Genomic DNA, 3,422 nt, shown 5'->3' with positions numbered 1-3,422 from the left:
GGACGACCGTGCCGGGCGTCTACGCGGCGGGCGACATGGCGCACACCGCCGCCGTGCCGGGGCCGCTGGTCTCGCTCGCGGCCGCGATCGCTGCCGGCCAGCTCGCCGCGGCGACCGTGGTGCGCGACGAGATCATGTCCTGACGAGCCGCATGACCGGGGTTGTCCACAGGTTGCGCTCCACAGGGCTCTTTCGGTCTGCGCTTCCTAGACTGGGCGTGTGGACCAAGGGGCGGTGGACACGCGATCCGGTCGCGCGAGTGCGCCCCCGGCCCGCTCCGCGAGCCTGGACGAGGCCCGTCCGGAGCTGATCCAGCCGCCGCGCAAGCCGCAGCGGCGGTCGCGCCTCTGGCTCGATCTGACGCTCCTCGGCGTGGTGGGCGTGGCCCTGGTGGGCGCCGTGTTCGCCGCGTGGGCCGCAATCGAGCGCGAGTTCTACAGCCCGTCCGCGTTCGTCGAGCGTTATATCGGCCTCCTCGCCGACCAGCGCGCGACCGACGCCCTCGCGGTGCCCGGTGTCACCGTGAGCACGGACGAGCTCGAAGGCGCCGGGCTTGCGGCCACCGCGTCCGAAGCCCTGCTGCGCGGCGCCGCCCTCGCGCCGATCTCGGACGTCCGCGTCGTCTCGGAGGAGCAGCGGGGCGAGGTGACCCTCGTCACCGTCGAGTACGACGCGCGCGGCTACCCGGGCGTGACCACCTTCGAGGTCGAGCGCGACGGCTCGATCGGGCTCGCCCCGACGTGGCGGTTCGCGAGGAGCCCGTTGGCGGTCATGAACCTCACGGTCGTCGGCTCGATGACCTTCGACGTCAACGGCTTCACGCTCGACAAGCGCCAGGCCTCGCCCGACGGGGTGGATGCCGACCCGGTCGCGCCCGTGCCGCTCCTGGTCTTCTCGCCGGGACTGTACTCGGTGTCGGTCGACAACCGCATCTCGAGCACGCCCGGGGTCGCCGTGCTCTCCGACAGCCCCTTCCATGCGATCCCGATCACGGTGCAGGCGCAGCCCACCGAGGAGTTCGTCGGCGTCGTGCAGCAGAAGGTCGAGGAGTTCCTCACCGCGTGCGCGACGCAGGAGGTGCTGCAGCCCACCGCGTGCCCGTTCGGCTACTTCGTGCAGGATCGCATCGACTCACTGCCGGCCTGGTCGATCACGCGCCAGCCCACGGTCGACGTCGCCCCCGACGGCGCCGGCTGGACGATCCTGCCGACCGAGGCGGTCGCGCACATCGAGGTCGACATCCGCTCGATCTTCGACGGCAAGGTGCGCGAAGTCAGCGAGGACCTTCCGTTCATCGTCACCGGTGCGATCTCGGTGATGCCCGACGGCAGCCTGTCGATCGTCGTCACCGGTCCCGACACGACCTGAACCGCGGCATCCGTCGTCGGCAGCGGTCGTCCCGTCGCGAGATCAGGTGATTTCACGAGGGTAGGCAGATCTCGGCCACGTCGTCCTACGCCGGTGAGATCACCTGATCTCGTGAACGGACGGGGACGGATGCCGCGGACCGCGGCGCGATCAGCGACCGGAGCGCGCCCGGGCGTCGCGGTCGGCCAGGGCAGCGAGGCGGGCGTTGTAGGCCTCGAGCTCGGCATCCCCCGTCCGATCCGCGTGCCGGTCGCGGCGCTTCGTCTCGCGCGCGTCGCTGCGGCTCCACTGGATCGCGACGGTGATCGCGAGGATGAGCGTCGGGATCTCGCCGATCGACCAGGCGACACCGCCGCCGGTGTACTGATCCTCGAGGGGCGTCGCGCCCCACGTACGGCCCATCGAGCCGAACCACTCCGCGACCATGAGCCCTTCCTGCATCATGATCGCGATGCCGAAGAACGCGTGCATCGCCATGACGCCGAGGAGGATGAGCAACCGGCCCGGATACGGCAGGCGGTACGGCACGGGATCGATCCCGATGAGGGTCAGCACGAAGAGGTACCCCGTGAGGAGGAAGTGCGCGACCATCCACTCGTGCCCGAGGTGGTCGTACAGCGACCACCGGAACAGATCGGTGTAGTAGAAGACCCACAGCGACCCGATGAAGAGCCCGGCCGCGACGAACGGGTTGGTCAGCACACGGGCGACCGGAGAATGCACGGCCCACAGGATCCACTCGCGTCCGCCGCGCGTGCCGTCGTCGCGCTTGCGGATCGCGCGCGCCGCGAGCGTCACCGGCGCGCCGGCCACCAGCAGCAGCGGAATCGCCATCGTCAGCAGCATGTGACCGATCATGTGCATGCTGAACAGGTAGTCCTGGTAGACGTTGATGACGCCTCCGGTCACCCACACCAGCAGCGCGAGGCCCGCAATCCACATGATGGTGCGGTACAGCGGCCACGTGTCGCCGCGACGACGAAGACGCCACACGCCCGCGAGGTAGAAGAACACCGCGAAGCCCGCGCCCACCGCCCACAGCAGGTCGACGTTCCACGCCGTCAGCCAGCGCTCGAGGGTGAGCTCGGGCGGCAGCGGCGCGCCCGTGAGGCGTTCCGCCGGTGTCTGCAGAGCGGGGAGTGTCGAGGCATTCGGAGGCGGCGTTCGGGCGAGGGCGGCGGCCGCACCGCTCGCGAGGCCCATCAGCACGAGTTCGAACGCGATCAGAGTCCAGAAGGGGCGGGATGCCGCATCCTGGTGCAGCCGACCGATCAGGCGCGTGCGATACCACGCGCCGAAGAGCCCGAGCGCGATGAGCGCGACGATCTTGACGCCGAGGATCACGCCGTACGGCGAGAGCAGCGCGGCCCAGTCCTGGAGGCCGATCGCTGCCCGCACCGTTCCCGAGACGGCGACGACCGCGAACGCCGCGAACGCGACGCTCGAGTAGCGCGTCACGGTGGCGGTCAGCCGCCCGCGCGACTGCAGCGGCCGCACGATGACGATGAGCAGCAGGCCGCCGAGCCATACCGCCGCGGCGATGATGTGGAGGATGAGCGCCGTCATCGCCTCGTGGTGGAACGCCTCCTCACCCGAGTGGCCCTGGGTTCCCATCGGGACGAGGGATGCCGCGGCCAGCACTGCAACGAACACGGTCGAGGTCCACGCGCGCACGGCGAAGGTCAGCACCGTGAGGGCGGCTCCGGCGATCGTCGTGATGAGCCACGTGCGGCCGAGCTCCCGCTCGACGAGGAAGCGGCCGAGCTGCCCGCCGAACTGCGGGCCGGCGTCGATGGTGGGGTTGAACGCGACGATGAAGGTGAGGAACCCGGTCGCCGCCGACGCCAGGGTGAACACCGCAGCGGAGATCGACGCAGTGTCGAGCGCGACGTCGAACTCGCGGGTACCGGCGCGCAGCGCGAACAGGGCGACCACGAGCGTGCCCACCATGCCGGCCGCCGCGAGGTTCACGAACAGCTTCGCGACCGGGAGCCCCCAGCGCGCGACGGGCCCGGGATCGGCGATCTCGAGCTGCGCGGCGCCGCCGCCGAGCG

At 70.7% G+C, this 3,422-nt stretch carries 2 protein-coding genes; one reads left to right on the top strand and one right to left on the bottom strand.

The genetic code is table 11. The annotated features are described in order from the left end of the window. Positions 1–285 precede the first annotated feature (285 nt). Positions 286–1,368: a hypothetical protein gene (locus tag EIO58_RS14740; protein ID WP_446723932.1), complete on the top strand. Its 1,083-nt coding sequence runs from the start codon at positions 286–288 to the stop codon at positions 1,366–1,368. Positions 1,369–1,518: 150 nt separating this feature from the next. Here the strand turns inward: EIO58_RS14740 and EIO58_RS14735 are convergent. Then, the coding region (locus EIO58_RS14735) for a cytochrome c oxidase assembly protein (protein WP_127820156.1) at positions 1,519–3,422 on the bottom strand (1,904 nt) is incomplete at its 5' end.

The sequence above is a fragment of the Microbacterium sp. CPCC 204701 genome, from assembly GCF_004010105.1.
Taxonomy (GTDB): domain Bacteria; phylum Actinomycetota; class Actinomycetes; order Actinomycetales; family Microbacteriaceae; genus Microbacterium.
Note: the sequence above shows the minus strand (reverse complement) of the source record. Positions and strands in the feature narration are given on the sequence as shown.